The organism is Rothia mucilaginosa (assembly GCF_001548235.1).
In the GTDB taxonomy this organism is placed as follows: domain Bacteria; phylum Actinomycetota; class Actinomycetes; order Actinomycetales; family Micrococcaceae; genus Rothia; species Rothia mucilaginosa_B.
This window is the reverse complement of record NZ_AP014938.1, coordinates 1,027,133-1,050,700: the sequence shown is the minus strand read 5'-3', so window position 1 is coordinate 1,050,700 and position 23,568 is coordinate 1,027,133. Positions and strand designations below refer to the sequence as shown.

General features: G+C 57.7%; 24 protein-coding genes, 1 tRNA gene and 2 rRNA genes. 12 read left to right on the top strand and 15 right to left on the bottom strand.

Going from position 1 to position 23,568, the window contains the following annotated elements; translation table 11 throughout:
* Positions 1-47: 47 nt before the first annotated feature.
* The gene (locus RM6536_RS04025) at positions 48-791 is read right to left on the bottom strand and encodes a response regulator transcription factor (protein WP_049354120.1); all 744 of its coding nucleotides are present in this window, start codon (positions 789-791) and stop codon (positions 48-50) included.
* A gap of 253 nt (positions 792-1,044) precedes the next feature.
* On the opposite strand from RM6536_RS04025, the gene RM6536_RS04020 reads away from it, so the two are divergent.
* The 6 genes from RM6536_RS04020 to RM6536_RS03995 all read left to right on the top strand — a co-directional run bounded on the left by RM6536_RS04020 (position 1,045) and on the right by RM6536_RS03995 (position 6,844).
* Positions 1,045-1,914: a PRD domain-containing protein gene (locus RM6536_RS04020; protein WP_060824137.1), complete on the top strand. Its 870-nt coding sequence runs from the start codon at positions 1,045-1,047 to the stop codon at positions 1,912-1,914.
* A 600-nt stretch (positions 1,915-2,514) separates the two neighbouring features.
* Positions 2,515-3,495, top strand: coding sequence for a mannose/fructose/sorbose PTS transporter subunit IIA (locus tag RM6536_RS04015; RefSeq protein WP_060824136.1), 981 nt, complete (start codon positions 2,515-2,517; stop codon positions 3,493-3,495).
* On the top strand, positions 3,492-4,361 hold the full coding sequence (locus tag RM6536_RS04010; protein WP_060824135.1) for a PTS mannose/fructose/sorbose transporter subunit IIC: 870 nt from the start codon (positions 3,492-3,494) through the stop codon (positions 4,359-4,361). Before RM6536_RS04015 ends, RM6536_RS04010 begins: the two co-directional genes overlap by 4 nt.
* Positions 4,362-4,372: 11 nt before the next feature.
* Positions 4,373-5,227 (top strand): PTS system mannose/fructose/sorbose family transporter subunit IID, encoded by an 855-nt coding sequence (locus tag RM6536_RS04005; protein WP_060824134.1) that lies wholly within the window; start codon positions 4,373-4,375, stop codon positions 5,225-5,227.
* A gap of 184 nt (positions 5,228-5,411) precedes the next feature.
* On the top strand, positions 5,412-6,185 hold the full coding sequence (locus tag RM6536_RS04000; protein WP_060824133.1) for an HAD-IIB family hydrolase: 774 nt from the start codon (positions 5,412-5,414) through the stop codon (positions 6,183-6,185).
* Positions 6,186-6,319: 134 nt separating this feature from the next.
* Entirely contained in the window at positions 6,320-6,844 is a 525-nt protein-coding gene (locus RM6536_RS03995) for a hypothetical protein (protein WP_171840173.1), read from the top strand.
* A 76-nt stretch (positions 6,845-6,920) separates the two neighbouring features.
* Here RM6536_RS03995 and RM6536_RS03990 read toward each other — a convergent pair whose 3' ends face one another.
* The 4 genes from RM6536_RS03990 to RM6536_RS03975 form a co-directional block, all read right to left on the bottom strand.
* Positions 6,921-7,271 carry a hypothetical protein gene (locus tag RM6536_RS03990; protein WP_060824132.1) on the bottom strand — a complete coding sequence of 117 codons (351 nt, stop codon included), beginning with the start codon at positions 7,269-7,271 and terminating at the stop codon, positions 6,921-6,923.
* A 12-nt stretch (positions 7,272-7,283) separates the two neighbouring features.
* On the bottom strand, positions 7,284-7,781 hold the full coding sequence (locus RM6536_RS03985; protein ID WP_060824131.1) for a hypothetical protein: 498 nt from the start codon (positions 7,779-7,781) through the stop codon (positions 7,284-7,286).
* Positions 7,782-7,982: 201 nt separating this feature from the next.
* Entirely contained in the window at positions 7,983-9,725 is a 1,743-nt protein-coding gene (locus tag RM6536_RS03980; protein ID WP_060824130.1) for a cation:proton antiporter, read from the bottom strand.
* Between the two features lie 250 nt (positions 9,726-9,975).
* Positions 9,976-10,926: a hypothetical protein gene (locus RM6536_RS03975; protein WP_060824129.1), complete on the bottom strand. Its 951-nt coding sequence runs from the start codon at positions 10,924-10,926 to the stop codon at positions 9,976-9,978.
* Positions 10,927-11,217: 291 nt separating this feature from the next.
* Between RM6536_RS03975 and RM6536_RS03970 the strand changes: the two genes are divergently transcribed.
* From RM6536_RS03970 to RM6536_RS03950, 5 genes are all read left to right on the top strand, one after another.
* The gene (locus tag RM6536_RS03970) at positions 11,218-11,820 is read left to right on the top strand and encodes a TetR/AcrR family transcriptional regulator (protein WP_060824128.1); all 603 of its coding nucleotides are present in this window, start codon (positions 11,218-11,220) and stop codon (positions 11,818-11,820) included.
* Between the two features lie 252 nt (positions 11,821-12,072).
* The gene (locus RM6536_RS03965; RefSeq protein WP_060824127.1) at positions 12,073-13,470 is read left to right on the top strand and encodes a galactokinase; all 1,398 of its coding nucleotides are present in this window, start codon (positions 12,073-12,075) and stop codon (positions 13,468-13,470) included.
* A 468-nt stretch (positions 13,471-13,938) separates the two neighbouring features.
* Positions 13,939-14,103: a hypothetical protein gene (locus tag RM6536_RS03960; RefSeq protein WP_005504128.1), complete on the top strand. Its 165-nt coding sequence runs from the start codon at positions 13,939-13,941 to the stop codon at positions 14,101-14,103.
* Between the two features lie 447 nt (positions 14,104-14,550).
* The gene (locus tag RM6536_RS03955; RefSeq protein ID WP_060824126.1) at positions 14,551-14,871 is read left to right on the top strand and encodes a glutaredoxin domain-containing protein; all 321 of its coding nucleotides are present in this window, start codon (positions 14,551-14,553) and stop codon (positions 14,869-14,871) included.
* Position 14,872: 1 nt separating this feature from the next.
* The gene (locus tag RM6536_RS03950; RefSeq protein WP_005504124.1) at positions 14,873-15,691 is read left to right on the top strand and encodes a shikimate 5-dehydrogenase; all 819 of its coding nucleotides are present in this window, start codon (positions 14,873-14,875) and stop codon (positions 15,689-15,691) included.
* Positions 15,692-16,032: 341 nt separating this feature from the next.
* Here RM6536_RS03950 and RM6536_RS03945 read toward each other — a convergent pair whose 3' ends face one another.
* The 3 genes from RM6536_RS03945 to RM6536_RS03935 all read right to left on the bottom strand — a co-directional run bounded on the left by RM6536_RS03945 (position 16,033) and on the right by RM6536_RS03935 (position 18,429).
* Positions 16,033-16,845 carry a rhomboid family intramembrane serine protease gene (locus tag RM6536_RS03945; RefSeq protein WP_060824125.1) on the bottom strand — a complete coding sequence of 271 codons (813 nt, stop codon included), beginning with the start codon at positions 16,843-16,845 and terminating at the stop codon, positions 16,033-16,035.
* A gap of 58 nt (positions 16,846-16,903) precedes the next feature.
* Positions 16,904-17,743 carry a rhomboid family intramembrane serine protease gene (locus RM6536_RS03940; protein ID WP_060824124.1) on the bottom strand — a complete coding sequence of 280 codons (840 nt, stop codon included), beginning with the start codon at positions 17,741-17,743 and terminating at the stop codon, positions 16,904-16,906.
* 158 nt (positions 17,744-17,901) lie between these two features.
* Complete coding sequence (locus RM6536_RS03935; protein ID WP_049352247.1) at positions 17,902-18,429, bottom strand: peptidylprolyl isomerase; 528 nt, start codon at positions 18,427-18,429, stop codon at positions 17,902-17,904.
* A gap of 173 nt (positions 18,430-18,602) precedes the next feature.
* On the opposite strand from RM6536_RS03935, the gene RM6536_RS03930 reads away from it, so the two are divergent.
* On the top strand, positions 18,603-18,938 hold the full coding sequence (locus RM6536_RS03930; protein WP_049345994.1) for a hypothetical protein: 336 nt from the start codon (positions 18,603-18,605) through the stop codon (positions 18,936-18,938).
* Between the two features lie 295 nt (positions 18,939-19,233).
* Here RM6536_RS03930 and rrf (RM6536_RS03925) read toward each other — a convergent pair.
* From rrf (RM6536_RS03925) to rrf (RM6536_RS03895), 7 genes are all read right to left on the bottom strand, one after another.
* Positions 19,234-19,350 (bottom strand): 5S ribosomal RNA (gene rrf, locus RM6536_RS03925).
* Between the two features lie 3 nt (positions 19,351-19,353).
* Positions 19,354-19,426 (bottom strand) — tRNA-Ala (locus RM6536_RS03920).
* 102 nt (positions 19,427-19,528) lie between these two features.
* The gene (locus tag RM6536_RS03915) at positions 19,529-20,722 is read right to left on the bottom strand and encodes a hypothetical protein (RefSeq protein WP_060824123.1); all 1,194 of its coding nucleotides are present in this window, start codon (positions 20,720-20,722) and stop codon (positions 19,529-19,531) included.
* Between the two features lie 203 nt (positions 20,723-20,925).
* The gene (locus RM6536_RS03910) at positions 20,926-21,378 is read right to left on the bottom strand and encodes a DUF3349 domain-containing protein (RefSeq protein WP_060824122.1); all 453 of its coding nucleotides are present in this window, start codon (positions 21,376-21,378) and stop codon (positions 20,926-20,928) included.
* A 50-nt stretch (positions 21,379-21,428) separates the two neighbouring features.
* On the bottom strand, positions 21,429-21,722 hold the full coding sequence (locus RM6536_RS03905) for a hypothetical protein (protein WP_065423854.1): 294 nt from the start codon (positions 21,720-21,722) through the stop codon (positions 21,429-21,431).
* 14 nt (positions 21,723-21,736) lie between these two features.
* Entirely contained in the window at positions 21,737-22,966 is a 1,230-nt protein-coding gene (locus RM6536_RS03900) for an inorganic phosphate transporter (protein ID WP_060824121.1), read from the bottom strand.
* A 483-nt stretch (positions 22,967-23,449) separates the two neighbouring features.
* A 5S ribosomal RNA gene (rrf, locus tag RM6536_RS03895) occupies positions 23,450-23,566 on the bottom strand.
* Positions 23,567-23,568: the final 2 nt, after the last annotated feature.

Sequence of the window (23,568 nt, the reverse complement as noted above, 5' to 3'; positions counted from 1 at the left end):
GTATAACCGGGTGTTATACCGCGCCATATGAAGAGCAGAGAATAAACTTAGACGGCGGGACGTAGCACGTAACCGGCACCGCGCACGGTGTGAATCATCGGTTCGCGGCCCACGTCAATCTTCTTACGCAGGTACGAGATGTACAGCTCCACAATATTTGCCTGACCACCAAAATCGTAGTTCCAGACATTATCAAGAATCTGACTCTTGGAGACCACGCGCTTCGCGTTCTCCATGAGGTAGCGCAGCAGGTCGAACTGGGTTGCGGTGAGGTTAATCTGCTCGCCACCGCGGGTCACCTCGCGGGTGTCCTGGTTCAGCACCAGGTCGCCGACGACCAGCTCAGCGTCGTCAATGGCGGCAACGCCGGAGCGCTGCACCAGGCGGTGCAGACGGATCATTACTTCTTCCATCGAGAAGGGCTTGGTCACGTAGTCGTCCGCACCGGCGGCAAGGCCTTCGATACGGTTATCGACCGAGTCCTTAGCGGTCAGGAAGAGGCAGGGAACTTCGGGGTAGAACTTACGGATACGAGAGAGCAGCTCCAGGCCGTCGAAGCCGGGCATCATAATGTCCAGCACAAGCACGTCGGGGCGCCAATCGCGGGCAATCGCGAGCGCGGAGGGGCCGTCACCTGCGGACTGCACATCCCAGCCGATCATTTTCAGACCCATGCTGACGAGTTCCTTGAGCATTTCCTCGTCGTCAACGACAAGGGCGCGGATGGGGCTACCGTCCGGGTGCTCTAGCGTGGGAAGGTTCTTTGCGATTTCGGTTGCTTTGCTGCTCATGTGATTAAGAGTATCGCGATTTAGGGTTCACGGCGGGGCGGGAGCTGGTTTTCAGCCGCAAACTTATGGAATGCTTGCCCGCATCACAGCTGGAGCACAGCTTTACCCCGGATTTGCTCGTTAACCCTTCATGGCGGCTTCAAACTTTCGGTAGAATTTGTACTAGCTTAGGTAACACTCAATCACCTTTGCGTATCTTTTGATTTTGCCGTTTCTGTTCCGGCGACCCAACAACCGTGAAGGAGGACGACGAATGCGCATTAGCCGTATTTATAACAATAATGTTGTCCTCACGGTGGATCATCACGGCAAGGAGTCCGTGATGATTGGTCGCGGCATTGCTTTTGGTAAGCGTAAGGGTCAGCTGGTTGACCCGTCTGCGGTGGAGCAGACCTTTGTGCCGGAGCAGGGCATGTCGGGTGAGCGTCTGAGCATGACTCTGTCTGAGATTCCGGCGGAGATTCTGTCGATTGCCACTCTTCTGGAGTCGAAGGTGCGCGCCGAGGGTGCGCTGGAGCTGTCGAACTCGTTTATTCTTCCGCTGGCTGATCACCTGCACTATGCGGTGGTTCGTGCGCGTGATGGGGTGCGGGTGGAGTATCCGCTCGCCCCGGAGGTGACTGTTCTCTACCCGCGCGAGGTGGAGTACGGCCGCGCGGTTTTGCAGATGGTTCGCGAGCGCCTGCAGGTTGAACTGGACCCGAATGAGGCTATTCCTTTGGCGTTGCACCTGGTCAACGCGCAATTTGCGACGGCGGATATGTCTCAGGCATTCCGCATGACTGAGGTTTTCGCGCAGGTTTTTGAAATTATTGAGGCGAGCTACGAGCGGAAGATCGACCCGGATTCAATGAGTGCGGCACGTTTTGTGACGCATCTGCGGTACCTGTTTGTGCGGGCGAGCCGCGCCTCCGCGAATCGCACGGAGGATATTGATGAGGTGTCGCAGCCAAGTTTGTTGGCGGCTCTTCGTGCGGATGCACCGCGCGCCTACGCGTGTGCGCAGAAGGTTTTGCTGGTGCTGCAGATGCAGTTGAAGCATAGCCTCACTCGTGATGAGTTGACGTATTTGACGATTCATATTGCGCGTCTGGCGCGGGATATGTGGGGCATTAACGCGTAGCGCATGTTCGGCAGGAAGCGACCGGGGGTTCTCGGTCGCTTTTTCTGTGTCCCGCTTTTTCTATGCCCTGCTTTTCTGTGCCCCGGGTTTTCTTTCGCGCGTTAGCGCGTCGATTTAGATTTTTAAATGACGGTTCATGGCGGCGCATTCCAGAAATACCATTCTGTGGACAGACCGCAGGAAAATGTTGGTTTTTTTATAAATCCCACATCTTTTGATTCGGGCATCCATTTTTTATTCGGTATTTTCTTCGTAAATCATTTCCCCACACCCTCGCGATTCAGATATTTCAGACCAAGCACCTCGTCAGCCCACTTGCGAGATGCCAATACTCCCGATTTTTCGCGAAAATAACGCCTCACCCTTCGTGTGGGCAACCTTTTTTGGGTGTTCTGTTTAAATTTTTTACACCCTGGCAATAAATACGTGTTTTGATACCAAAAACCCATATTCCAACACTTGAAAAAATGTCACAAGAACCTAAAGTGTGAAAAACCAAAAGAAACCCACAAAACACACAATATACGTGTTACTATCTGAGGATTATGAGGCTCCTCACGGGGCCACTACACACCATGTCACGAACACGAGAGGACCACTATGGTCACTATCATTGTGGCGGCACACGGCGAGTCGGCTCCGGCTCTGCTGAAGACCGCCGGCATGATCCTCGGTAACTTCGAAAACGTCCACCCGGTCACGTTCCTGCCGGGTCAGGGCCCCGAAGATCTCGTCGAAGAGTACACCCGCATCGTTGAGGCGTCTGAAGCAGAAGAAACCCTGCTGCTGGTCGACCTCTTCGGCGGTAGCCCCTACAACGCCGGTGCGCAGTTCGCAGCCACCCGCGAGGGCGTCGACGTCGTCTCCGGTGTCAACGTACCGATGCTTATTGAGGTCATCTCCGGCGCAGGCCGTAAGAACGCAACCCTCAAGTCCCTGGTCGCCAAGGCGCACAAGGCTGGCACTAAGGGTATTCGCTCCTTCCAGGAGGCGAACCAGCCCGCAGCCGCCAAGCCCGCCGAGGCGAAGCCCGCAGAGACCAAGGCGGTCGAGGTTCCGACTGCTCAGCAGGTTCCCGGCGGCACCATGGACGCCATCTTCACCCGCATCGACTCCCGCCTGATTCACGGTCAGGTGGCAGGCACCTGGGTTCCGCATATCGCACCGCAGACCTTCATTGCGGCATCAGATAACGCGGCACACGATCCGCTGCGCAAGTCCCTGCTGCTGCAGGTCGCACCGACCAGCGTGAAGACCAACGTCCTGGACATCGCTAAGGCGGGCCGCGTGTACAACAACCCCAAGTACACCGGCATGAAGACCATGTTCGTCGTGGAATCCCCCGTTGACGTGGTGCGACTGCTCGACGAAGGCGTCAAGATCAACGAAGTAAACGTTGGTGGCGTCACCTTCAAGACCGGCATGGTTCAGCTTTCGGACGCAGTGTACGCCTCCGAGGAGCACCTGGAAGCCTACCGCGAACTCATTAAGCGCGGTGTGAAGCTGACGGTGCAGCAGCTGCCCAACCACTCCCCGGTTGATTTGGAAAAGATTCTTAAGCAGAAAGGCCTGGACGCATGAGCGCCCTGACGTTTATTCTCGTTGTTCTCGTGGCGTTCATTGCGGGCGTCGCATCCGTGGTGGACGAGCGTCAGTTCCACCGCCCCCTGGTTGCTTGTACCCTGATGGGTTTTGCGCTGGGTGACCCGACTACCGGCATTATGCTCGGTGGCGCACTGGAGCTCATCGCCCTGGGCTGGATGAATGTTGGTGCCGCTATGGCTCCCGACTCGGCTCTGGCGTCCACCATCTCCGCTATTGTTGTGATTCAGGGTCACCAGGACATCACCACCGGTATTGCTATTGCTGTGCCGCTGGCTGCAGCAGGTCAGGTTCTGACCATTTTTGTTCGTACCATTACGGTGTTCTTCCAGCATCAGGCGGATAATTTCGCGAAGACGGCGAACTTCCGCGGTATTGAGCTGATGCACATCAGCGGTATGGCTCTGCAGGGTCTGCGTGTTGCTATCCCGACCGCTATTGTGGCTCTGATTAGCTCCGAAGAGCTGACCCGCCTGCTGGGCATGATTCCGGAACAGGTGACCATCGGTCTGCGTATTGCCGGTGGCATGATTACCGTGGTCGGTTTCGCAATGGTCATTAACATGATGCGTTCGAAGGCTCTCATGCCCTTCTTCTTCCTCGGCTTCATTGCCGCTGCCGCTATCCCGGCAACCCAGTCGATTTCGATTGCTGGCACCGAAGGCGCGAAGGACCTCGTCGCAACCCTGTCCGGTCAGGCACAGTTCAACCTGGTTGCTATCGGTATTGTGGGCGCTTGCCTGGGTCTGCTGTATACCCAGCTGAACCCGCTCTTCCATAAGAGCGAGGTACCCGCCGCAGCACCGGCAGCCGCAGCAAACGACCTCGATAACGAGCTCGAGTAAGGAGCATCATCATGACTGAGAACAAGAACGTCGAGCTCGTTGAAGTTCCCGAGCTCACCCAGCGCGATAAGGTCGAAACCTACATCCGCTCCACTTTCCTGCTTGGTTCGTTCAACTTTGAGCGTATGCAGTCCATCGGTTTCGCGGTTTCCATGATTCCGGCTATTAAGCGCTTCTACACCAAGAAGGAAGACCAGGCGGAGGCGCTGACCCGCCACCTGGAGTTCTTCAATACCCAGCCGTGGGTTGCATCCTCGATTATGGGTGTGACCGCTGCGATGGAGCGTGAGAAGGCAGCCGGTAAGGACATTGACGAAGCCGCCATCACCAACGTTAAGGTGGGCCTGATGGGCCCACTGGCCGGTGTGGGCGACCCGATTTTCTGGGGTACCGCACGTATTGTGCTGGCTGCTCTGGGTGCGTCCCTGGCGGTGACCGGTAATATTCTGGGCCCGCTACTGTTCTTCTTCGGCCTGACCGCGATTCGCTGGGCGACCCGCTGGTACGGTTTCAAGTACGGTTACGAGAAGGGTACCCAGATTGTGACTGAGGCGGGCGGCAACACCCTGCAGAAGATTACGCAGGGCGCGTCTGTGATGGGTCTGTTTGTGATGGGTGCGCTGGTGTACCGCTGGACGAGCGTGAACATTCCGTTGCCGCTGACCAGCTATAAGAACCAGGCTGGCGCGATGGTGGATGTGACCGTTCAGTCGGTGCTGAACGATCTGCTGCCGGGCCTTGCGTCGCTGGGTCTGTGCTTCCTGTGCATGTGGCTGCTGAAGAAGAAGGTCAACGCTATCTGGTTGATTTTCGCTCTGTTTGCCGTGGGTATCCTCGGTTCTTACCTGGGCTTCCTGGCTCTCTAAGAATTCGTGGATAAGTCCCCTCACCCTTCTGCGAAGGCGTGAGATTCAGGGGCTATATCTCAAGTGGCGGGGGTGCGGTCGGTACACTGAGAGGTACCGGCCGCATCCCTATTTTATGCAGGTTTTATGCAGGGGGCGGCATGTGCGAACTATTGGCGCGCCCCCTCCCTGTGAAGGAGTTTCTATGACCAAGTTGATGGCTTTCGATCTTGACGGCACGATCCTGTTTAACCGTGCCGTGGAGCCTGCCACCGAGCGGGCGATTGCCCGCTGGCAGGCGGAGGGTAACCTGGCGGTTTCGTGCACGGGTAAGAGCATTTTTGCGACGCAGCTGGCGTTGAATCCTACCGCCATCCGCTTTGATTACCATGTGCTGTACACGGGTGCGGTGATTACCGACCGGCAGTACCGGGTGATTTACCATCAGCCTCTTCCGGTGAGTGTTGTGCAGGCCTGCTACGAGCATTTCAGCACCGTGGACGGCGTGGCTCTGTTCGCGACGACTCTGGATAACGATTACAGCCTCTGCGATAGGGTGGGCTCCTCGACGAATATTCTGCCGGAGTTCACTCCCCTGCCGGCTGATGACCTGCAGAACCACGAGTACGTGGGTGTACCCCTGTGGATTCCGGATGCTCAGGTTCGCGAGGCGGCGTACACCTGGATTCTGGAGCGTTTTGGTGATTCGGTGGACTGCCACAAGAACCAGGATTTCCTGGATATTGTGCCGCCCGCCTGCACAAAGGGCACCGGTCTGCAGCATCTGGTGGAGTACCTGCAGTCGGAGCATCCGGGTAGCTCCTATGAGGTGCATACGATTGGAGATTCGTGGAACGATATCGACATGCACCGCTACGCTGACCGTTCGGCGTCTTTCAGCTACTCCCCCGATGAGGTTAAGGCTGTCACCACCGATTGTGTGGATAAGGCGTACGAGTTTATTGAGGCTTCCCTGTAGAAGCTGCCGAGGTGGCGTTTAGGTGCGGCGAGCGCCCGTCTGCCAGCCGCTTCCGCGTACTCGCCGCCTACTCCCCCGTTTCACGTGAAACACCCGCTTTCCCGTTACTCCCCGTGTACCCCCGTGAGGTTTCTATGTGCCCTTCCGCTTCTCAGCCCCGTAAGATCCAGCCCGGCAAGGATCAGTTTCCCAAGAGCCAGTCCCAGAAGAGCCAGCAACCGGAGCCTGCCCAGTCTTACGACCCGTCCAGCTTCTCTGACACCTTCCGCGCTATGGCGCGTGAATCACTCGTGAAGAACCAGAAGAACCGCCCGGACTCCCCCATCGTCTCGATTTCCCCGGTGCTGATTGTTTTGGGCGCCATTGCGGCGGCGCTGTACGGGCTGTGGCAGAGCTGGGCGTGTCTCATCCCGCTGGTGCTGATTCTGGTGCTCATGTGGGTTCGCTACACGATGCAGCGTCAGGCGCTCAACGATTTTGCGGAGCTGGAGGCGGCACGCACCGCGTGGAAGAAGACCCGCGACCGCCAGTACCTGGAGCTGATGGCGGCGCAGTCGGCGCGCATCCTGGATGAGAATAAGGCGCTGACCAAGCAAGCTCGCGCGCACGTGCAGGAGTACGCGGATTTCGCGGCACAGAGGCTGGGTACTCAGCGCTAAACATCGTGAGTGCACAGGCATCAAGAAACCCCCTCAGATGTTCTCTGAGGGGGTTTTAGCGTCTTAGGGGGTATGCCTAGTTGGTCTTCTGCGCGGGTGCTTCAACAAGTGCTTCAGCAGGTTCTTCTGCGGCATCCTCGGCGAGTTCTACTTCAGCCTCACCAGCGGCGGAATCGCCGTCCAGGCGCTGCACCACAGCGGGGCGGTCATCAAAGCCGCGGCGGGAGGCGCGAACCGCCTTCGCGTCCATGGTGTACAGCTGCTCGCGGTTCGTCAGCACGACCAAGGTCATGGCGTTCAGGCAGACGCCCACAATGCACAGAATCCAGCCGATCAGCATGAACCGGCCACCGGAAAGCACCGCACCGGAAAGCATCAAAGCAATTGAAACCAGGTACGCCGGGGAGAGCAAAAACTTCGTATTCACGACCGACCTGCCTTAGCGTGCGTTGGAGCGGGGCTTGGGGGTGCGACCCGAACGGGGGCGCGAGGGCAGAACGCTCATGCGACCGGGGGCGGGGGCAACAATCGGCTGAGATTCGGTGGGCTCTTCCTCGCGAACCTCGGTAGCTTCGGTAGCTTCGGTGGGCTCAGCGGCTTCAACAGCCTCAGGGGCTTCAGCGGGAGCTACTTCCTGCGTAGTAGCCTCGTGTTCAGCGGCTTCTCGTTCTTCGCGGCGGTGCTCTGCGCGCTCGCGGATACGGTTCTCCACGGAGGATTCGAAACCGTCCAGGTTGGTCACCAGTGCGGGGGTCGGGTCGCCCTTCGCCTTACCCACGGACAGCACAAAGGCAAGGACGTTCAGACCCAACGCAAGGATGAGAAGGATCCAGCCCAGCCAGAAGAGCCAGGGAATAGAGGATCCGACCATGAGCGCGCCACAAAAAATCACGCCGAGGGAGGTCAGGTACGCAGGCGAGAGAGTCTTGAAGTCCATGTCTACTTTCAATGTGTTCGTGAGTTTGAGAGAGCTAACGTACGTTCACTACGTTCCTGTCTCATTTTAGGTGATAGTTGAGGCTTAATCTGCCTCTGCCCCCGTCTATTGCCTGTGAGTTAAAGAGGAGGGACCTTATAACTTGCGGGCAGTAGGCGGGGGGCAGAAACGTGGCGTTCGGGTACGCGGTGAGGGTTCCCGCTAGGAGTTGGGGGTTACCTCGTTAGTGACCAGGGGCGAGGCGGGCGCGTTCTCCACCACGGGGATTGCGCGGGTGCTCAGGGTGCCCTGGTGCTTCTTCCAGAGGTTGTAGCGTTCCATGGCAACCGCGCCGGCGGTCATGGCGGGCAGAATGAACATGCCGGAGGAGCGGATGCTTTCTGCCTGCGCCAGGATGTCCAGCTTACGCACCACGCGGGTCACGTCGTGGGAGTCGTAACGGTCCTGGGCGGCAATGACCTCGTTCTGTGCGGCGACGAGGGCGGCGTCGCGCAGGCGTACAAAGTCGTTCCTCTTGTCCTTAAGTTTCTCCATGTGCTGCTTGTATTCTTCGGGTAGCGCCTCGCTAATTTCATCGCGGCGGGTAATAGCGGAGCACATTTCCTTCACGCGCGCGTAGGTCTCGGGGTCGGTGGTTGCCTTCGCCTCCGCCTGCAGTGCTTCAAGAGCCGCATCCTGCGCAATCTTGAGTAGTTCGGGTACGGCGGTTTCTTCTTCGTGGTTAGCCTGAACGCCAAGGACCTTCACGAGCATGGGTAGGGTCAGGCCGGGCAGCACGAGGGTGAAGAAGAGTACGGAGAGCATCATGACGATGGCGTCCTGGCGGACCTGTTCGGTGCCGTTGACCACGGGGATGGACAGGGCAAGAATCAGGGTTACGAGGCCTCGCATGCCGGACCAGGTCATGACGATAACTTCGGCAAAGCTTTCGGGAGCGCCCTCGTGGATGGGGTTCTTGCGTCCGGCAAGCCAGACGATGGTGAACCAGATGAGGCGCACGAGAATGGCGACCAGGGCAACCAGGGCGCCGTCAGCGAAGAGGCCCGCGATACGGGAGGGGTCGGCGGTGGCGATGATGCTACTTGCCTGCAGGCCGATGAGGCCGAAGGCGACACCGGTCATGAGCAGCTCAATGATCTGCCAGAAGGAGGTGGAGGAGAGACGTTCTTCCGCTTCGAGTGCCGCCATGTATTTGGTGCTGGTGAACTGGATAGCGCCGATGACCACGGCGATAACGCCGGAGGCGTGCACGCTTTCAGCCGCGAGGTAGGCGCCGAAGGGGATCACGAGGGTCACGGCGTTGCTGGTGACCACGTCGTGAGCGCGCTGGCGAACGTAGCCGCCGAGCCAACCGAAGATGTAACCAATAATGACCGCCAGGATCGAGCCGAGCACGAAGTCCTTGGCAACGGAGAGCGGGTCAATGTGGTGGCCGCTGGTCATGGAGTGTATTGCGGCGTGGAAGAGAACGATTGCGATAGCGTCGTTGAAGCTACCTTCGGTCTGCAGAGTACCGATGAGGCGTCGGGGAATGCCGACGGGCTCAGCGACTGCTTCCACGGCGACGGGGTCGGGCGGGGAGACGGCAGCACCCACGGCGAGAGCAACAGCGACGGTCATGCCGGGGACCCACCACATGGCTGCGCCGGCAATTGCCAGGGCGGAGACGGTGGTGAGTAGCACCGAGTAGAGCAGTACAGATTTCCAGCGGCGGCGCAGGGTGCCCCAGGAGAATTTAATGCCGATGGCCCACAGCAGCGGCGGAAGGAAGATCGGCAGGATGATGTCGCTGTCGATGGTGAGGTCCGGTCGGTTGGGGATGAAGAGCGCGGCGGCGCCGAGCAGGGTCATCATGACCGGCCAGGGAAGGTTGAGTCGATCACCGACGCTGACCATGAACACGGTCGCAATCAGGATCATGACGATAACGGAGAGGTAAAGCATTAGTCCGGTGTTGTTCCTTTCGCACGGCTAGGATTAGTCGGCTATGTCTTTCTACTCTACCGGAGTGGCGCATACCGCTTTCGGGATATGGGGGTTCTGTAGCGTTTATTCTGGTGTTGTTTACCGCTAAGCCTAATGCCTTGTATGGAATATAGAGCTTTCCCCTGAATATCCTTGCTTTTCAGCAGGTTATTCAGGGGAAATTCTATATTTGGAATATAAGGTTTGAGGTAGTCACTACCCTAGCGAGCTACTTGGAGCCGCAACCGCCAGCACCACAGCCGCAACCACCTGCGGGGGCTTCCTCTACGACCGGCTCGGGCTCGTCGTGGCCGCCACAGCAGCCACCCTTCTCTTCCTTCGGCTCGTCGTGGCCGCCGCAGCAACCGCCACCACCGTGGGAGTGGCCGTGAGGCTCAGCCGGAGCTTCAGCGGAAGAACCGCATCCGCCCGAACCGCAGCCGCAACCACCGGAGGAAGGTGCCGGCTCTTCGTGGCTGCCACAGCCACCCGAACCACAGCCACAGCCGCCACCATCGACCGAGCCGCAGGCGGAGCCGCGTGCATCACGGTGACCCATGAGGTCCACGCCGAGGTCGGAGAGGTAGCGCAGGTAACCCGCGAGGGCGTCGCGTCCACCGGTGCCGGAGATGACGATGCCGCCGTGACGCAGTGCCTTGAGTACCTCGTTGACCATGGGCCACTGCTCAATGTCGTCGGTAATGGTGATAGCGCTGACCACGTGCATTGCGAGGGAGGTCAGCGAGCGCAGGGACTGTTCGTAGCCTTCGGGCAGGTGAATGACCTTGGCGGGTGCCGCCAGGCGCAGGATGGACAGTACGCGCATGAGCATCATGGGCACTGCATTTTCGGGCAGCAGTACGGTCACGCCGATGGCGGAGGATTCAGCAATACGTTCGATGGTTGCCGCGAGTTCTTCGGAGTCGATGTCGCGGGAGATATCCAGCACGTCGTAGGAGTCCACGGCGATGGAGCGGGTGCCCAGCGCCTCGGCGAGTGCTTCGTCTTCGGTGTGGATCGCAATCATGTTGCGGAATTCGTTGCGGCGCACAACGGAGGCGGCCTCGATGAGGGCGAAGTCCTGGCCTTCACCGTCCACGAGGAGGGTGTGGATTTCTTCGCGGTTGAGGCCTTCACCTGCGGTGGCGCGCTCGATTAGTTCAGAAAATGCATTGCTCATACCGAATATTAAACACCCCCTTTTGCCCTGTGCGCCCGCGAGGTTTGCCTGTCTTGGCGGTTTTGAGCGGTTTAAGACGTGATTTTATGCCGAGAGCGTGGGCGACCGCCTCTTTCTGCGTGTGCTGGAGCGTTTTGATGGTAAAACTGCCCGTGAAACGCGAAACGTTCGCTCCGGGTGAGTGAGAATCAACATTGGTTTTTGGGTTTGTGCCGCGTATTTGTGGGGTTTTTGTTTGCCACAGGGTGCATCTTGCTCACTTCACAGTTTTGAACACCCTAAAATGAAAGGGTGGTACTTTCCCGTGAAAAGATTCTAGATACCGCCTACGAGGTCTTGGCGACCTACGGTTTGGCGGACCTTTCCATGCGCCGACTCGCTCAGGAGCTTCACGTGGCTCCCGGCGCCCTGTACTACCACGTGAAGAATAAGCAGCAGCTTCTGATCCTGTTGGCGGATTACATTCTGGCTCGTGCCCCGAAGTCGATGTCTGAGGAGGCTGAGGCAAATCCGGAGGCTATTCGTGCTTCGATGATTCGCCGCGGTGATCTTTTGTTCTCTCTGCTGTACCCGATTCGTGAGTGCCCTGAGGTGGTGCGTTTGAGCCTGACTCTGCACCCGCGTGAGTTGAAGCCTGTGGTGGCCATGGCTCATGAGTTCCAGGCGCTTGGTTTGGGTCATGCGGAGGCGCTGCGTCGTGCTCGTTTGTTGACTCATATTGCGTTGAGCCTGGTGGAGGAATATCAGACTCTGCCGCTGATTTCGCCGCAGGAGGCTGTGGCGAGTGGCGATGTTCCTCTGATTGAGAATGCGTTTAACCGTTACCGTCAGGATCTGCTTTCCGCGATTGATTCGATGATGGTGGTGCAGGAGCCCTATACGCAGGATGCGTAATCGCTTGGCCTTTCTTTTGGTTTATTAGTTATGTATGGTGCCCCGTGCCCCCTCGTGGGGGTGCGGGGCTTTTGCGTGCGTTGGGTTGCCCTGCCGCGCGCTGATACCGGTGCGGTTTGGCGGCTGAGTCGATGTTCGCTGGTTTTCTGTTTTAGTCTAGAGGTGACACGTGCTCACATCCGGGGTGTATCGGGTGCGGGTGGGGTGTCGTTGATGTCTTAGTGCCCTGTTGGGCTTTATCAGAGGTGTTCCATGTCGATGACCACTACCGCCCAGTGGGCGGCTCTTCCCGACCATAGCGCGGAGATTGCCCGCGTTCGTGAGGAGTTTATTACTGCGTATGGTTATGAGCCGGATGGTGTGTGGTCGGCACCTGGGCGTCTGAATCTTTTGGGCGAGTACATTGATTTTTTGGGTGGCTCGTGCCTGCCGATGCCGCTGCCGTACCGCACCTATGTGGCGGGTGCGTTGCGTCGTGATGGCGTGTTGCGTGCTTCGTCGTTGCAGATGCCCGGCGATGAGCGCACGGTTGTGATTCGTGATATTCAGCCGGGTCATTTGAAGGGCTGGTTCACCTATGTGGCGGGTGTTGCGTGGGCGATGAATCAGGAGGGCGGCAGGGATATTATGCTGCCCGATGAGTTTGGCGCTGACCTGCTGATTAATTCTCGTGTTCCGGTGGGTGGCGGTTTGTCGTCGTCGGCGGCTTTGGAGTGTTCGACGGCGTTGGCACTGTTGGAGCTTTCGTGTCCGGTGCGTAAGGATTGCCCGGAGGCGGATGCTTCCCCAGCTGATAGTGATGCGTTGCGTGCGCGTCTGGCTCAGGTGTGTATTACGGCTGAGAATAAGGTGGCTGGCGCGCAGACGGGTGGTCTGGATCAGACGGCGTCGTTGCGTTCGCATCCTGAGCAGGCGCTTGTGGTGGATTTCCGTGATTTTTCGATTGAGCCGGTTGCGGTGGATATTGCCCAGCACGGCCTGAGTTTTTTGGTGATTGATACGAACACTCCGCATGAGCTGACGGATGGCGGTTTTGCGGCTCGTCGTGCGGCGTCTGAGGCCTGCGCTGAGGCTTTGGGTCTGCGTTTTTTGCGTGATGCGTTGCCGGAGGACTTGTCCTGCGCGGGTATGGATGCGCGCGCGGCGAAGGCGTGGCGTGCTGATTTGGTGGATTCTTCGGTGAATCGCGCCCTGGACGCCCTGGAGGATGCGGGTCGTCCGTGTTCGTTCCCGCGCGGTTGGGTGCGTCATGCGTTCCACGATATGACTCTGGTGGGTCGTGCGAGCTATCTACTGCAGCATGCTGATGAGCTTGGTTTCGCGGCGTTTGAGGAGGCGGGCCGTATTTTCACGGAGTCGTTTGTGTCGATGCGTGATGAGTTGCGTGTTTCTCGCCCTGAGATTGATGATGCGGTGCAGGTGTGCCTGGATCAGGGTGCGCTGGGTGCCCGTATTGTGGGTGGTGGTTTTGGTGGCGCGGTGATGGCGCTGATTCCGACCTCTCGTCTGGAGGCTGCTGCGGATGCGGTGGCGACTGCGTATGCTGTGCGCGGCTATGCGGCGCCTCGTTTTTTGCCGATGGTTGCTGGTTTTGCGGCGTCTCATGATTGGGCTGCGGGTGCTGATCCTACGGATATTCCGGTGTTTTAGGGTTGGGCACTGAGGTCTGCCATAACTCACCCATAAATCGTCGGGGCCATGCTGGAAATCGTCGGGGTGTCATGCGGGCGTTTTTTCGGGGTTTTGAACAATATTCATAGCTGGAAGTTTCCTGCGAGTTTCTGCAAATTTCCTCCACCGACCCCCCGTAATAACGCGCTGATAAGCCACAATTTTTTGGTCATTGATCAAAAGTGACGCCACGTTTTCTGAGGGTGGTTTTTCTTGCCCTCGCGGGTATGTACACTTATCGACGGACGCAATCCGTGAGCTGTAAAGTTTCGATGCGCATCGTCCGGCATATGGATGGCATCTACACTGGGTTCTACCGTCACATACAAGCCCAGCTTGCAGGTTTCGTCCACCAAAGCATCACACTCCAGTTTTCTGCCCGCCCCGGGCAGACCCCCTCACTCAGAGTGAGGCTTTAGAGCGCGAAAGCGCAGAAAGGAGGCCCCCGTGGGCTTCGATATCAAGGGCACCGTTGAGCAGGGCCTCGACAAGGCTCAGGAAGTCATCAACGAGAAGGCTGGCAAGGAGGTCGTCACCGACGAGCACGTTGCCAAGGTTGAAGAGGTCGTGACCGAGAACGTCTCCAAGCTGACCGAGAAGTTCGGCAAGTAAGACGACGACCGCTCTGGGATTGGCGCTCTGCCTCGCCTCCTCATGGGGTAGGGCGCCATTCCTCTGGGCTTGCATACAGGCTTTCACTCAACATCTCTCTCGAATAATGGGGCGTTCTGCCCCGCCTGGGTTCTTTCATTCACTGACTCACTCGGCATATTGCTCAGCTTCGGTTACCGCCGGGTAGCCTGTTTTCACTCTTCTTTTACTCTTACTCGACACAAGTGCTCGCGCTTTCTCGCGAACTGTATACGCCCCGCATCATTGGTCCGGCAACCGTGGTGTGGGGCGTATGCCGTTAATGCGCAGACGTTCGTCCTATGAGGATCTCTCCCCCACGCCTGCGCCCTCGGCTATGCTTGATATGTCAACTTATTGAGCTGCGCCCTCAGGTAGGTTTCAGTGCCTCCTGAAGACCGCGGAGCACCCCATCTATGGAGGAACCACATGTTTGAACGTCAGCAGTCCGATCAGCAGAAGGCACGCGAGGTCATGAAGGATGGCGGCGTCGTCATTTATTGGCGCCCCGGCTGCCCCTACTGCGAGGCTCTGGATTCTAAGCTGGGCGAGCTGGGCGACCACGCTACCTGGGTCAACATTTGGGAGGATCCGCAGGCTGAGGCGCACGTAAAGTCCCTCAACGACGGCAATGCAACCGTTCCCACCGTGGACACCGGCGACACTCACTTTGTGGTCGCTGACCTGGTGAGCCGCAACAAGGTAAAGAAGCTGATTGAGAACACTCTCGACGCTGGCGGCGAGGCTTAAGATGGCTCGCCCGGCGCTGAACCGCGATACGACGGTCTGCATTTCTCTGTCTGGTCGCCCGTCGAATCACGGTATTAAGTTCCATAATTACCTGTACGAGAAGCACGGTCTGGATTACCTGTACAAGGCGATGACCACCACCGATATTGAGGGTGCTATCGCTGGCGTGCGTGCGCTGGGTATTCGCGGCTGCTCGGTGTCTATGCCGTTCAAGCAGGCTGTTATCCCGCTGATGGATGATATGGACCACTCGGCTGCGGTCATTGGTGCGGTGAACACGATTGTGAACACTGACGGCTTCTTGAAGGCGTACAACACGGATGTGATTGCGGTGGCTTCCCTGCTGCGTTCGCATAATGTGGATCCGTCGTTGCCGTTCCTGCTGCGCGGTTCGGGTGGCATGGCGGCTGCTGTGGCTGGTGCGTTCTTTGACGCGGGCTTCTCGCAGGGCATGATTATTGCCCGCAACGAGGAGACCGGCCGTGCGCTGGCTGAGCGTTACGAGTACGCCTGGGCGCCGGAGGTGGGCAATCTGCGAGCGCCGATTCTGGTGAACGTGACCCCGATTGGCATGGCTGGCGGTGAGGAGAGCGAGGAGCTGTCCTACCCGCAGGAGGCTATTGCTGAGGCGCAGGTGGTTTTTGACGTGGTGGCGATGCCCGTTGAGACTCCGCTGGTTCGTGCGGCTCGTGCGGCGGGCAAGGAAGTTATTCACGGCGGTGAGGTGATTGCTCTGCAGGCTGCTGAGCAGTTCCGCCTGTACACCGGCGTGGAGCTCACCCCCGAGGAGGTTGAGGAGGCGGAGGCTCAGGCGAACTAGGGTCGCACCCGCTGCTTCTTCGCCCCGTGAGGGGCTCGATACGTGAAAGTGCCCGGAAGGTTAATCCTTCCGGGCACTTCTGTTGTATCCGGTGCGTAGCACCGGAATTTTTGTAATTACACACACCCTGGTATTTAAGGTTTTCCACATCTGTGGAGAAATCTGGGGAAAACTCTTACACCCGTGTAATTCACCCTGTGTAATTCGGTCGTTCTAGCCTGTATCCACAGGTTTTTAGCATGTACTCACACTCGTGGAATTACACGAATGTAGTTATACACAGTGTGGAAAACTGCTGTGGATAACCTGCCTCCACGGCGGATTTCCGCAGTTTTTCAGGCTCAAAAGCGGCCCTTGAACCACCGCTGCAGGCCCTGTTGCGGCGGTTCCAAAGGATCCGGCTTCTTCACGAACGGGATAATCAGCAGGGTTGCTAGTGCACCGCTGACAAGACCGCCAAAGTGTCCCGCGTGGGAAATATGCGGGATGAAGAGGTTCTGCACCACACCAATACCGATGAGCAGCATAAAGAGGCGTGCGGTGTCCTTTTGCCTCCTGAGGAGCAGGATTACGAAGAAGGCGCCGTAGAGGCCGTACACGCCGCCTGATGCGCCCACGGCGCCACGGTAGTAGGCGAAGATGTACACGCTGAGACCAGCACTCACAGTAGCCGCCATATATACGAAGAGGAACTTCCAGCGCCCCATCATGCGTTCGAGAGATACACCGAAGATGAAGAGGTAAATCATGTTCCACACCAGGTGCATCGGGTCAGTTTGCGAGTGCACAAACCCGTGCGTGATGAGGCGGTAGTACTCGCCGTGGTGAACACGGGGACCAGACATCATGCCGAGGTTGTGCACCCAACGGAATGGAATGATCTGTTGCAGACCGTACACCACAACATTAATGAGAATGAGCGTGTACGTAATGTGCCAGTGACGCGCCAGGAACGAGCCTTTCGCCTTCGAACTGCCGCCCGTGAGTTCGCGGTAGCAATCGGGGCAAACTATACCCGCATCCAGAGCCGTCTGGCATTCGCCGCAGATAATTCGGCCGCAGCGCCCACACCGGGTGTAGCTGACGCGGTCGGGGTGGTTGACGCAGACCGTGGGGCTCTGCCCGTAGCCTACGTAGTTGGGAAAGTTCTCCACTGACCCTCCAAAGATTTTTGTGCCGAATTTTCCGAAGATTTTCCACGTATTTTTAGGCTTAGTACCTGCCGTTTTGCCACGGCTGAGGGCTCTGCGGCGGCGGATTCGAGGACTCGGGCTTATCCACAAGCGGGACGAACAGCAGAGTCAGCAGCACGCCACCGACAAAACCACCCGCGTGGCATGCGTGGGAGATATTCGACGGGGTCATAATGCTATAGATGATGTTCGGGGCAGTAATCATGACGAACACTCGTGCGGTGTCCTTCTGCTTCCTGATGATTAGCAGGGTCAAGAACGAGCCCATGAGGCCGAATAGACCACCGGAGGCACCCACCACGCTCGTTCCAGGAGCCAGCACGTACACGCCGAAGGCTCCAAAGACGATAGAGCCCAGGTACACCACAAGGAACTTCCAGCGCCCCATCATGCGTTCGAGGGACACGCCATAGATGAAGAGGTTAATCATGTTCCACACCAGGTGCATCGGGTCATGCTGCATGTGCAGAAAACCGTAGCTGATGACGCGGTAGTACTCGCCGTGCTGGACGTAGGGCCACCAGATGTTGCCGTGCCTAACCACCCATTCGTTGGGAATGATTTGTTGCAGACCGTACATCGCGACGTTCATCAGAATGAGCGTGTACGTAATGTGCCAGTGTCGAGCCAGGAACGAGCCTCGCGCCTTCGAGCCCTGTGCTTTCGAGCCCTTCGAGCTGCCGCCCGTGAGTTCACGGTAGCAATCGGGGCAGACCATACCCACGTCCAGCGCCACCTGACATTCGCCGCAGACGGTGCGGTTGCAGCGCTTGCACTGGGCGTAGCTCACGCGGTTGGGGTGGTTGGCGCAGACCGTGGGGCTCTGCCCATAGCCTGCGTAGTTGGGAAAGTTCTCCACTGAACCTCCAAGGGTTGTGTACCGGTTCGTCCGAAGGTGGTGTACGTGGGCATATAAGCGCAGAGGCCCACCGGAAGAATCCTGGCGGGCCCCTGAACTATACGTGTTTTCTCAACACCTTCAGCAGAATGCTCGTATGAGCCTTCTGATGGGGTTTATTAGAGCTTTTCGATGTCGATCGAGGAGATGACAACGTCCTTGACCGGGCGGTCCTGGAAGCCGGTCTCAACGCTTTCAATAGCGTCGACAACCTTCTTGGATGCCTCGTCGGTAACCTCACCGAAGATGGTGTGGCGGCCGTTCAGCCAGGGAGTCTCAACGGTGGTGATGAAGAACTGAGAACCGTTGGTGCCGGGGCCTGCGTTAGCCATTGCCAGCAGGTAGGGCTTGGAGAAGGAGAGCTCGGGGTGAATCTCGTCCTTGAACTGGTAGCCGGGGCCGCCAACGCCCATGCCCAGGGGGTCGCCACCCTGAATCATGAAGTCCTTGATGATGCGGTGGAACACGACGTCCTTGTACAGGGGGGTGTTCATGATTTCACCGGTGCGGGGGTGCTTCCACTGACGGGAGCCGTCAGCGAGGCCGATGAAGTTTTCAACAGTCAGCGGTGCGTGGTTGCCGAAGAGCTCGACGACGATGTCACCGTAGTTAGTGTGGATAGTTGCCTTAGCAGTTGCATTAGTCATGGCTCTATTGTGGCACGGGGTGGCGCTCATTCGCCATCTAACATGTTTTTTCGCCCCGGGCGCACCGTTGGGCGGGCTTTTTGGGCGGGAATTGAATATCCTGAGAGGTGAACACTACGCGCGCGGCGGCGTTTTCTGGTCGCTGGCGCATTTCAACCGATGGAGGTCACCCCATGTTCTGCTGCAAGAAGCGCAAGGCACGCAAGGCTGCTAAGGCTCAGGCTGTTGTCTCTTCTCTGGCTGCCGTTGAGTCCGCGCTGGAAGGCAAGACCGCTGAGATGTTCGCTGAGAAGCTGACCGGCAACAAGAAGGCGCTGAAGAAGGCTCGTAAGGCTACCGCGAAGACCGTTCGCGCCGCTGAGAAGGAACTGGCTCGTATTGAGCGTAACGGCGGCAAGCGCCCCCGTAAGGGCCTGGCATTCCTGGGCCTGCTGGTTGCTCTGGGTGTTGCAGGCGCCGCAGCCTACAACGCAGCTCGTCCCGTGGAGGACCCCTGGAAGAACGCATAAGCACCGTTCCCCCTATTCTTTGTCTCTACGCGTTCTGAGGCGCCGCTAGCGGCGTGAGGGAGCGCCCAATAAGAGACGATGAGAGAGATAGCCGCCCGCCAGAGTTTTAACTCTGGTAGGCGGCTATTGTTTGTCTTTTTTCGGAGGGGATCAGGGGGGAGAGGAGGTGCTGCAGATAGAGCACTGAACCTCCCCGTGCATATACCCTTGGTATTTCCCGGGCATACCCGGATATATATCCCAGATATACAAAGAACCCCATGTCTTTCGACATGGGGTTCTCGGTTCAAAAATAAACCGGCGATGACCTACTCTCCCACACCCACAAAAGTGCAGTACCATCGGCGCGAAGAGTCTTAGCTTCTGGGTTCGGAATGGAACCAGGCGTTTCCCTCTTGCTATAATCACCGGAAAGTGGAGGCGAGGGGACTCGAACCCCTAACCCTCTGCTTGCAAAGCAGATGCGCTACCAATTGCGCCACGCCCCCGCGGTGCTTTACTAGTCTATAACACCTTTTGCGGCTTTACCAAATCCTTAGGCATATTTTTTTCGTTAGACCCGTCACACCGCCGAGGGTTTTAGGCGGGTTTTAGGAAATAACCTCGCCCGGCACCGTCGCCTCACGCTTCGTCAGAGCCTGCAGGGGGCCACTGACTTCCTGCAGATACTTACGAATCGCGGTGCGTTGCGCCTCCTTCGCGGATTCTTCCTTCGACTCAGGCGCTTTGAAACCCAACTTGAGCCCATCCCACTGGCTCGCCGACGGATATTTCTCACGAGCATTCCACACCAGCGAGAACGACGCCAAAGTATTCAGGTCCTTCGTCGTGGCGGCCTTCGACAGCACATCAGCAACCGTTGCCACACGCGAAGACTCGGCAACACTCACCGAAATCTTCGACTGCGCACCCGAGGGCAGGCTCAGCGCCTTCTCCGGGGCCAACTGAATATTCAGGTGAATCTGCTGCACCCGCTCATTCTTCAAATCCAGCTCAGCCAGCGCACGGAAACGCTTCAACAGGGACTCATAGTTCTCATCAATCACCACAGCATTCAGGCGCAGCTCATCCGCCAGCAACCCCACCTGCGCGTAGCTCGCATTAGTTCCCAGCGCCGCGTTAGCGGTCAGCACCTTCAGCCATTGCTCTTCTTTCAGGGTTGCCGAATCGTTCACGCGCAGCGGGCCCACCGGCGCATCCGTCACCGTATTCGCGACGTTCTGCGGGTCATTCGCCGAGTCCGCACCACCGTAGGTGACGCTCAGCCGATGCAGAGAACCATACACGGATAGATTCGTCAGCGCCGTAGCAGCCGCCGCCAAATCGGCCTGCGCCGCCTCCGTGAGGGAGAAAGAACCCACCAGACGCAGATCCTGTTCACGGCGTTGCTGCCCCACGTAGATACGCCCCAGCGACTCGATCTTCAGGTAGCGGGTATCAATATTTTCGCGAACCAGACGCTCACGGCGCGCCAGCAGCTTCTCAGTTGAAACCACCACCGCCGCATCCTCACCCAGCACGCCGGTGGCGGCAATCTGCGGCATCGCGGCAAGCACCCCGGCGGCGGCAATCACGCCACCGGTCAGAAGCAGGGAGCGGCGGGGCATCACGAGGCGCCGCGCCTGCCCCACGATAGCCTCTTTAGCGGCATCGACACGGGTAGAGGGGCCCTTAGCCGCAGAGTCCTCAGTGGCAACGGATACCGTCTCAGAAGAGTCGTGAGAGGCCTCTTGAACGGAATTAAGGTGAGAGTTCTCGGGTTCAGAGGTAGGTGAAGAAGACACAGAATCTCCAAAATGAGGGCGAGCACAGAACCCGCCATGAGTTTGAGGGAGTGAGTCCCTCTAGAATACCGCCCGCACCTACACGCGAGCTGACAACCCGCGGCACATCGCTCAAAGGGCATAAAGAAAACCTATGGGGTGGACTCAGTCCACCCCATAGGTCACAAGCTTCATGAGAGCTCTCAACTCTCACCGCAGGCTATTCAGTCGTCCTGCGCAGTGGTAGCATTCGGCGCCGGGATATTAGCCGACTCAGCAGCCAACTCAGCGATACGGATCTCGCCGGTCGTCGGATCATCGTAGGTCACGTACTCGGTACCGCCAGCCGTAGGCTCGGCGTCCTCATTCACGTGGTTCTCCGCAATCAGGAAGCCGTGCGCGCCAAGAATCTTAGCGACGCGGTCAATATCCTGCGGGGTCGGGGTATGATCCACCACTCGACGAATGTACTCGTTAATACGCTGGTCACTCACGTACGCCTCACCACGAGCAGCACGAGACTGCATGAGCTGACGAACAACTTCCTGCAGCTGCTCATCGGTCAGACGCATCTTCAAAATAGCCATCACAGCCGCGCGGTCCTGCACCGGAACATCCTTGGGATACCCGACGCTCAGCCAGTCGATTACTCGAGAGATTATGCTCTTATCAGGCATCGAGCCCCTCCTTCGAAGCAGTCATCATATGCAATTTAGTGTTCACGGGATTAGTGGCCTCCACCGGTTACGCCGAAGATATTCCAGCCGAAAGTGTGGTCGATAAAGTCCTTAGCGACCCAGAGAATACCGATGATTACGATTGCTACGATAATAGCAAAAATGCAAGACGCGGCAATCTTCGCCACCGTTCCCGGAGGCTCAATTTCAACGAGCTTACCGTCCGCAGTGTACTCGGTACGACCAGCCAGCAGACGCAGGCCCAGCGCATACAGCGCCGGAAGGCCCGCACCAAAGAACAAACCGGCAATCAGCACCGGAATAACCTTGTTCACAATGTCCATCAGATATTCCACGGCTACGAACCTGCCTTCTCAGTAGCAAGGATCTGAGCTTCTGCGGATGCGTCAGCGCTGGTGACTGCAGCGCCTTCCTTTTCATCCCAGTCGCCAGTCACGTTCGAAGCGTCAATGTTGTCCTTCTGGGAATGACGCCACATCAGGAAGCAGAAGATAACCAGCAGAGCGAACACGGTCATTTCGCCCACAAACTGGGTGCCGGTCAAAGCGTTCAGACCGTGACCAATCAGCCAGGTCAGAGCACCCACAATTGCGGCAGCCGGCAGGGTAATCAGCCAAGCAACCACCATGCGACCAGCAACGTACCAGCGAACCTCAGCACCCTTACGACCCAGACCACTACCCAGAATCGAGCCGGACGCCACGTGAGTGGTCGACAGAGCCATGCCGAAGTGCGAAGAGGTCAGAATAATCGCAGCGGACGCACCATCAGCAGCAACACCCTGCGGGGTGTCCACCTCAACGATGCCCTTACCGAGGGTGCGGATAATACGCCAACCACCCAGGTAAGTACCCAGAGCAATAGCGATAGCACAGGAAGCCTTCACCCACAGGGGAATCGCGTCTTCGTTGCTCAGGGTACCCGAAGCAACCAGAGCCAGGAAGATGACACCCATGGTCTTCTGCGCGTCGTTGGTACCGTGCGCCAGAGACATCAGGGATGCGGTCGCAACCTGTCCCTTGCGGAAACCACCATGCTTACGGTCGTCAGCCACCGGAGCAGCAATGCGGTAGACCAGCCAGGTGCCGGTTGCCGCCACAATAGCCGCAATGACGGGGGAGAGGACCGCAGGAACAATAATCTTGGACAGAACACCCATCCACTGCACGCCATCAAAGCCGATCGCGACAATAGCCGAACCAATCAGGCCACCAAACAGAGCGTGCGACGAGGAGGAGGGAAGACCCAGAAGCCAGGTCAAAACGTTCCAGAGGATGCCGCCAACCAGGCCGGTAAAGACGATGAGCATCAGTGCCGGCCCGTCCGTTGTTACATCGATACGATCCAGGTTCACGATGCCGCTACCGACCGAACGCGCCACCTCAACAGAGAGGAACGCGCCAACGAGGTTCAGGGACGCAGACAGCGCCACGGCAGTCTTAGGCTTCAGCGCACCGGTCGCGATGGAAGTTGCCATCGCATTACCGGTGTCGTGGAAGCCATTCGTAAAGTCGAAAGCGAGCGCGGTAAGCACCACGATCACGAGAATAATGAGTTCTGTAGTCACAAGAAAATTATCTGTCGGTTTTCGTGAAATCTAAAGTATTCCGAATTAACACGAAATAACAGATAAACCCACAGTATTGAGCGGGTTTTCGTGAGGGTTTTACGACAGAGCCCATATTTTAGGGGTGAAACTCCCGGTATTCCGCGGGAAAAAGAGTGCATCCACCGGAATACTTAAGTTGTTTTATGTGGCTTATGCGAGAGCACGGGGGAGAGGGGTGATTATATCCATCAAGAGGCTAAAGTGTGTTCACCTAGTGTTCACTTTCAGGAACCTCCCAGCTTTCTTTTTGTGACACACCTTTATTATTCAGACCTCATTTGAGCCACCAAACTACCCATGCAGAATGCCCCTGTGGGTTTTTACAGCATGAGGCTTTGTTATGGCTTTGTCACGAGGCGCCCATGCTAAATCCACCGCATCACGGCAGCAGACACAACAAAAGACCCCGCATCTTTCGATACGGGGTCTTTTTCAAAAATAAACCGGCGATGACCTACTCTCCCACACCCACAAAAGTGCAGTACCATCGGCGCGAAGAGTCTTAGCTTCTGGGTTCGGAATGGAACCAGGCGTTTCCCTCTTGCTATAATCACCGGAAA

What these genes read in the sequence shown, in the direction of transcription:
- RM6536_RS04025 (WP_049354120.1), bottom strand. Translation starts at nt 791, where the DNA reads ATGAGCAGCAAAGCAACCGAAATCGCAAAGAACCTTCCCACGCTAGAG.
- RM6536_RS04020 (WP_060824137.1), top strand. Translation starts at nt 1,045, where the DNA reads ATGCGCATTAGCCGTATTTATAACAATAATGTTGTCCTCACGGTGGAT.
- RM6536_RS04015 (WP_060824136.1), top strand. Translation starts at nt 2,515, where the DNA reads ATGGTCACTATCATTGTGGCGGCACACGGCGAGTCGGCTCCGGCTCTG.
- RM6536_RS04010 (WP_060824135.1), top strand. Translation starts at nt 3,492, where the DNA reads ATGAGCGCCCTGACGTTTATTCTCGTTGTTCTCGTGGCGTTCATTGCG.
- RM6536_RS04005 (WP_060824134.1), top strand. Translation starts at nt 4,373, where the DNA reads ATGACTGAGAACAAGAACGTCGAGCTCGTTGAAGTTCCCGAGCTCACC.
- RM6536_RS04000 (WP_060824133.1), top strand. Translation starts at nt 5,412, where the DNA reads ATGACCAAGTTGATGGCTTTCGATCTTGACGGCACGATCCTGTTTAAC.
- RM6536_RS03995 (WP_171840173.1), top strand. Translation starts at nt 6,320, where the DNA reads ATGTGCCCTTCCGCTTCTCAGCCCCGTAAGATCCAGCCCGGCAAGGAT.
- RM6536_RS03985 (WP_060824131.1), bottom strand. Translation starts at nt 7,781, where the DNA reads ATGGACTTCAAGACTCTCTCGCCTGCGTACCTGACCTCCCTCGGCGTG.
- RM6536_RS03980 (WP_060824130.1), bottom strand. Translation starts at nt 9,725, where the DNA reads ATGCTTTACCTCTCCGTTATCGTCATGATCCTGATTGCGACCGTGTTC.
- RM6536_RS03975 (WP_060824129.1), bottom strand. Translation starts at nt 10,926, where the DNA reads ATGAGCAATGCATTTTCTGAACTAATCGAGCGCGCCACCGCAGGTGAA.
- RM6536_RS03965 (WP_060824127.1), top strand. Translation starts at nt 12,073, where the DNA reads ATGTCGATGACCACTACCGCCCAGTGGGCGGCTCTTCCCGACCATAGC.
- RM6536_RS03955 (WP_060824126.1), top strand. Translation starts at nt 14,551, where the DNA reads ATGTTTGAACGTCAGCAGTCCGATCAGCAGAAGGCACGCGAGGTCATG.
- RM6536_RS03950 (WP_005504124.1), top strand. Translation starts at nt 14,873, where the DNA reads ATGGCTCGCCCGGCGCTGAACCGCGATACGACGGTCTGCATTTCTCTG.
- RM6536_RS03935 (WP_049352247.1), bottom strand. Translation starts at nt 18,429, where the DNA reads ATGACTAATGCAACTGCTAAGGCAACTATCCACACTAACTACGGTGAC.
- RM6536_RS03930 (WP_049345994.1), top strand. Translation starts at nt 18,603, where the DNA reads ATGTTCTGCTGCAAGAAGCGCAAGGCACGCAAGGCTGCTAAGGCTCAG.
- RM6536_RS03910 (WP_060824122.1), bottom strand. Translation starts at nt 21,378, where the DNA reads ATGCCTGATAAGAGCATAATCTCTCGAGTAATCGACTGGCTGAGCGTC.
- RM6536_RS03905 (WP_065423854.1), bottom strand. Translation starts at nt 21,722, where the DNA reads ATGGACATTGTGAACAAGGTTATTCCGGTGCTGATTGCCGGTTTGTTC.